The organism is Frankia sp. CeRuru1, assembly GCF_977966315.1.
The window spans coordinates 1-5364 of record NZ_CDWWEW010000055.1 but is presented as its reverse complement, the minus strand read 5'-3'; the positions used below and the strand labels follow the sequence as shown (position 1 = coordinate 5364).

The 5364-nt window shown below is 69.9% G+C and carries 5 protein-coding genes and 1 pseudogene; 4 read left to right on the top strand and 2 right to left on the bottom strand.

Features of this window, described 5'->3' with window-relative positions:
• On the top strand, positions 1-894 hold an 894-nt coding region (locus tag AC08OP_RS06450), incomplete at its 5' end, for a nucleotidyltransferase family protein (RefSeq protein WP_476613344.1).
• A 26-nt stretch (positions 895-920) separates the two neighbouring features.
• Positions 921-1460 (top strand): P-loop nucleotide/nucleoside kinase family protein, encoded by a 540-nt coding sequence (locus tag AC08OP_RS06445; RefSeq protein ID WP_476613343.1) that lies wholly within the window; start codon positions 921-923, stop codon positions 1458-1460.
• Positions 1461-1472: 12 nt separating this feature from the next.
• Here the strand turns inward: AC08OP_RS06445 and AC08OP_RS06440 are convergent, their stop codons facing one another.
• Both AC08OP_RS06440 and AC08OP_RS06435 read right to left on the bottom strand, forming a co-directional pair.
• Positions 1473-2411, bottom strand: coding sequence for an aminoglycoside phosphotransferase family protein (locus tag AC08OP_RS06440; RefSeq protein ID WP_476613342.1), 939 nt, complete (start codon positions 2409-2411; stop codon positions 1473-1475).
• A 76-nt stretch (positions 2412-2487) separates the two neighbouring features.
• Entirely contained in the window at positions 2488-3162 is a 675-nt protein-coding gene (locus tag AC08OP_RS06435) for a dTMP kinase (RefSeq protein ID WP_476613341.1), read from the bottom strand.
• A 689-nt stretch (positions 3163-3851) separates the two neighbouring features.
• Here AC08OP_RS06435 and AC08OP_RS06430 point away from each other — a divergent pair.
• Both AC08OP_RS06430 and AC08OP_RS06425 read left to right on the top strand, forming a co-directional pair.
• Positions 3852-4892 carry a radical SAM protein gene (locus tag AC08OP_RS06430; RefSeq protein WP_476613340.1) on the top strand — a complete coding sequence of 347 codons (1041 nt, stop codon included), beginning with the start codon at positions 3852-3854 and terminating at the stop codon, positions 4890-4892.
• Positions 4885-5364, top strand: a pseudogene (locus tag AC08OP_RS06425) (hypothetical protein); the annotation flags it as partial. The gene AC08OP_RS06430 and the pseudogene AC08OP_RS06425, both read left to right, overlap by 8 nt.

Genomic DNA, 5364 nt, shown 5'->3' with positions numbered 1-5364 from the left:
GAGGACCTTCTCCTGGAGGCGGTGTGCGTGCCCGCTCCCGTCGAGCAGCTGCACGCGACGGTCCGGCCGCTGCTGACCGCGCCCGCACTGCACTGGGGCGCCCTGCTCGCCACCGCCATCGAGCACAAGGTGCTGTGCCTGCTCGCCGACACCCTCACCACCACCGGCCTGGCAGACGAGGTACCTCGGGCGTTCCGCCGCTTCCTGGCCTCCGTCCTGCGCGCCAGCCGGCACAAGACCGCCGTCCACCGCGCGCAGGCCGCCGCCCTCACCGACGCCGCGGCCCGCCACCACGTCGCCCTCGCAGCCGTCAAAGGCATCGCTCTGGAATCCCAGCTATACGGAGGACGCGGCGCCCGCGAGTTCAGCGACATCGACGTCCTCGTCGCCCCGGACCAGGCCGGCGCCTTCCGCCGTGCCCTGCGCCTGCTCGGCTACCAGCCCGGACGCTACGACCCGACCACCCACCGCGTCGCCCTCGACGATCCGACGTCAGCGACCTACACCCGCCTGCACGACGATCTCGTCGCCCCCTGCACGGCCGTCGACATCATCACCGACCTGCCCCGGCCCGCGGCCGTTCCCCCTGAACTGGTGGCGAGCATGCTCGATCGCCGGCGGTCCCAGCCCCTTCCTGGCTACCCGCAGGTCGACCTGCCCGTCCTCGACCCCCTCGATCACCTCACCGTCGTGCTCCTGACCGCGCGGCGTAAGAGCGATTCGGGCAGGCCAGTCTCCTGGCGCACGCGCGCCGACGCGCTGCGCCTGGCCCAAGCGAATCCGCAGCTCGGTCCCGCGGCTCAGATCTCGGCGGCCGGAGATGTCCGCGGTCTCGACGGCCTGTGGGACCTGTGCCGCCCCGACGGGCGATGGGTACCCACGGCAGGCAGCTGACGCTGTCCCGACAGGGAAGGATCTTGATGATCGTGCAGCTGGCTGGTCTCCCCGGAACCGGGAAGAGCACGCTCGCCGCCGAACTCGGCCGGCACCTGTCCGCCGCTGTCCTCGGCAAGGACCACATCCGCCACGCCCTGTTCACCAACCCCTATCTCACCTACAGCCGTGCCCAGGACGACCTGTGCATCGACGTCGCCCACCAGGCCGCCGCCCACCTGATCGGTGAGGGGATCGCCCCCGCCGTCGTGCTCGACGGCCCGACCTGCCACCGCGCCGGTCAGATCAGCCGGGTCGCCCACCTCGCCGACCGCCTCGGACGCCCCCTGCGCGTCATCGAGTGCGTCTGCCCGCCGGCCGTCGCGCACGCACGTCTCGCCCGCGACCACGCCGAGGGCACGCATCCCGCGGCCGACCGCACGGTCGCCCTCTACCAGCGGATTCGCGCGAACGCGGTCCCCATCCCGGAACCGAAGATCGTCATTGCTACGGACACCGAGCTGGCGACCGTCGTCGCGCGCTGCCTCGACCGACTCAGCCTCACCTCCGGCGCCGCGCCCAGGTGAGCGCGGCACACCTCACCTATCGCGAAGCAGCACCCGAACGCGGTCCAGCTGGACGGAGAACTCCAGGACCCGCCGTTCCCGCTGCTTCCACAGCACCGCCAGCCACCGCAACGCACACGTCCGCTGGGCTGCGCGGAACCTCGGCATCAGCTGACCAGCGACCCCGAGCGCCGTGACCACGTCCGACCACACCCGGTCGTCGACCTCACGGGCACTGATGTGCTCGACGAGATCGGCGGCGTCGAACGCCAGATCGCTCCACCCACAGAACTCGAAGTCGACGCAGCGCGAAACCTCCCCGTCCCACAGCCAGTTGACGAGGTTCCCGTCACCCCGCGAGAAGATCCGCGTCGCAGGGCGGGCGAGCGTCTCCGCGTCCCCGCTGTCCCGCCACACGCCCAACAGCCGTCGCAGGTCCAGCGTCAGCGGGTCGTCCGGCTGCACGTCGAGCTGACCGGGCCACACCTCGGTCAGTCTCGCCACGTAGTGCGCCGCGGAGTCGACGCGGGGCAGCCTCTCGAAGCCGGTCTCCCACGGGACTTCGTGGATCGGCCGCAGCGTCGCGGCCAGCCCTGCCAGGGCCACCTCACGCGCCGCCGACTCGGCCAGGTCAGGGATGCACGTACCTGGCAACATGGTCATCGCGACGACAGGCTGCGCGTCGTGCTGATCCCACCACAACGGTCGCGGCACGTTCGGCACAGCGTGCTTATCGAGCAGTGAGAGCGCCCGCCATTCCCGCTCCGCCCGCTGCCGGTCATCGACCCGGTACGCCTTCACGCACACCTCGTCGCCCTGCGGGTCCCACCAGGCGAAGACGTGGTTGTTCCGGCCGCCGGCCAACGGCCGAAGACCGAGGCGGTGCAGGCCCTCGACGCGTTCCGGACCGTCGACCAGGAGACATCTGCGCAGGTCGTCTGCCAGCCGCGGAGGCGTCGGGGAAGGTGTCATCGTCGGCGCTTCAGACAGTGACGGCTTCACAGCACACGAAGCCTACGGGCGAGGGTCACCCGCCGCGCGGACGGGCTCACGCCCGTGTGGAAGTCCCCTTCGCCGGCCGCTTCAGCTGTGCGGCGACCGCCTCCCAGACGGCCGCATGCACGGCCTCCGGCGCCCGCCCGGCCGTCGTCACCCTGACCATGCCGGCATCGCGTGCTGCGAATTCCTGATAGGCAAGGTCCACGAACGTCAGGTACGCGCGCTGCTCGCCCGTCCACCGCCTCCCGTCACGGGCCTCCGCCCGAGCGATCGTCTCGCCCACCGGCGCCGACAGCCACAGCACGACGTCCGCCCGACGCCCGGCAAGGCGTCCCAACCCGTCGAGCCAGGAGACAGCCTCGTCCACCTCCACCGCGTGCTGCCGGATCAGGGACGCAAGCCCGTACGAGAACATGGTGTGCACACCACGGTCCTCGATCACCACATCGTGGCGCTCCAGCACAGGCTCGATCCGCGTCGCCACGATGTCCGCGCGCACCGCCGCCGCCAACAGGCACTCGGTGACCACGTCCCCGTGGCGCAGGAACGGATCGTCCGAGGACGAGAAGATCTCCACAAGCGTCGTCCCGACATCGTCGGTGTCGAGCGTGGCGAGATCCGGAAGATAGGCGACCGCGAGACCTTCACCGCGAAGACGGTGCTCCAGCAGACGGCCCTGCGTCGACTTCCCCGACCCGGGAAGACCCTCCAGACTGACGAGCACCCCACCACCTCCGATCACGGTGGACGACCCTCGAAAGAAGCACGCGGCAGCGCCCTCTTCCCAGCAAGGAGTCGCCGACGAACTGCTGATGACGATAATGTCGCCGCACCTCGCCGAACGGGTCACGGCGCTCGACGACTCTGGCTGACGGCAGGAGGCTCGCGTACAACGTCATGCCGCGACCGGCGCGGCGCCGCAGTTCCTGGACGAGCAGGCCCTGCAACCGCACTCCTTGTTGCGGCCGGCCCAGTGCGACACGGGAGAAATTCTCCGTACATGGTACGAGCACAAAGACATCGAGCATGCTCAGATCAACCTGCTCCTCCGCTAGCGGCGCTCTGGCCAGGATGGCGGGTAAGCGACCGCCCGCGTTCCCGGACGCAGAAGCAGAGGCATGGGTGGTGCCGGCCTGCCCCTGACTCCGTCCAAAAGACGATCAAGGCTGGGTGTCGGTGGGAGCGGCCGAACGGATCAGAGGGTTCGAGCCGAACATAACCGGCTCGTCGATGCTGTTGTCGCAGGTCAGTGGCACTGCACTGGCCCGAAGCGGATGTTCGCACTGCGGGGAATGACTGGCCTGCCGCCGGTTGGGAAGCTGAGGGCGTTCAGCGTCGGCGCGGCCAGCTCGCCGTCACGATCGCGGCGACTGCTGACTCAGTCGTCGAGGCGCCTACGTCGAGAAGGATCTGATGACCGCCCATTCTCCGCCTCATTCAACCGTTGATACCGAGGTGCAGCCGGGCACCGGCGAGATCTGCACACCTACTGCCGAGCCTGTCGTCTTCACCGACGGGCACCATTTCAGGCTGGCAGCTCCGCTGGATCTAGGCGCGGTGGCAACCGTGGCGACCGGTCCGCTGTCGGTGATCCTTCAGGTCACGAAGCGGTGCAACTTCGACTGCTCGTTCTGCTCCGAGACGTTGCAGGAACCCGATCCCACGCTCGCCGCACTGGAGCGGATACGGGACAACCTCGCCGGGGTGCCCCGGGTATTCCTGTCCGGTGGCGAGCCGTTGCTGCGCCGGGACTTCGTGGACATCGTCGACATGTTCGCCGGGACGGTCATCGGCGTGCCGACCAACGCGACCCGCGGCCTTCAGCACGCAGCCCACCTGTCTGGGAAGATCGCCTTCGTCAACGTCGGCCTGGAGGGTCCGCGGGCGACGACGAACCGGGTCCGCGGGGACTACGAAGCGGTGATGGCCGGGGTGCGGGCGTTCCAAGACGCGGGACTGTCGTTGTCGCTGTCGGCGGTAGTCTACCGCTCGACGCTGGCCGCGTTGCCGTTCACCTACCAGATCGCCGATCTGCTGGACGCTGGAAAGCTCAAGCTGATCCTGCCGTTGAAGAAGGGCAACGCGCTCGACCTCGCCGACCATGAGTTCATCAGCCTGGACGAGGCCACGGCGACGTTCGAGCGGCTGGCCGAGCTGCGGACGGTGCACGACTGGCGGCCGGCACTGCGGCTGACGGCCTGGACTCCGGACACCGAAGGCCACATGATCGTGGTCAGTCCGCGGGGGCTGGCGAGTGCCTGGCCGGTCTACGACGCCCCCGACCTGCTCGAACCGCTAGGTAACCTGCTCGACGAGCCGATCGCGGCGATCTGGGCGCGGTACCGGTTCCAGCGCAACCACTACGCCAAATACCTGGGGCGCTCGATCCGCACCCTCACCCGCGCCGAGCGACCACCGTCCGGACGTCCTTTGCTGCCCATCAACCATGCGTGAGGCGACGAACCTGGGTTGGGCCGACGCGCCGTTCGGCGCCGAACGGCGGCCGTTCGCTGAACGCACCCCGCTGCTGGCCGCGTTCACCGTCCTGACCCGCCCCGCGCCGGCCGCTATGGGAGCGGTGTACCTGCGGCTACCGCGGGGCCGCACCCTGGCAGTGACCGAAACGACGTTGCGGTTCGGCTTTCACGCCGTCGCGGCCGAGCAACCGGCCGAAACCCTCATCGTTGCTGCCAGGCTCGATGCCCTGCTGGTGCAGGCCCGGCGCCGGGCGGCGATCCTCGCCGGCCACCGGTTCGCCGACGACCTCACGAGACTCGCCGCCACCGACGCACCCACCCGGGGAATCACCGCCCTCGCCGCCGCCTGGCCGGGCCAGACCGCACAGCCCGGTCTCGCCCGTCTCCACGACACGGCACTCGGCCCCACCCCGGCCGCGCTGCACGAGGTCTGCGCTGCCGTCCACCTC

Bases quoted from the DNA above. Each gene is read 5' to 3' on its own strand.
- AC08OP_RS06445 (WP_476613343.1), top strand. From the start codon at position 921: ATGATCGTGCAGCTGGCTGGTCTCCCCGGAACCGGGAAGAGCACGCTC.
- AC08OP_RS06440 (WP_476613342.1), bottom strand. From the start codon at position 2,411: ATGACACCTTCCCCGACGCCTCCGCGGCTGGCAGACGACCTGCGCAGA.
- AC08OP_RS06430 (WP_476613340.1), top strand. From the start codon at position 3,852: ATGACCGCCCATTCTCCGCCTCATTCAACCGTTGATACCGAGGTGCAG.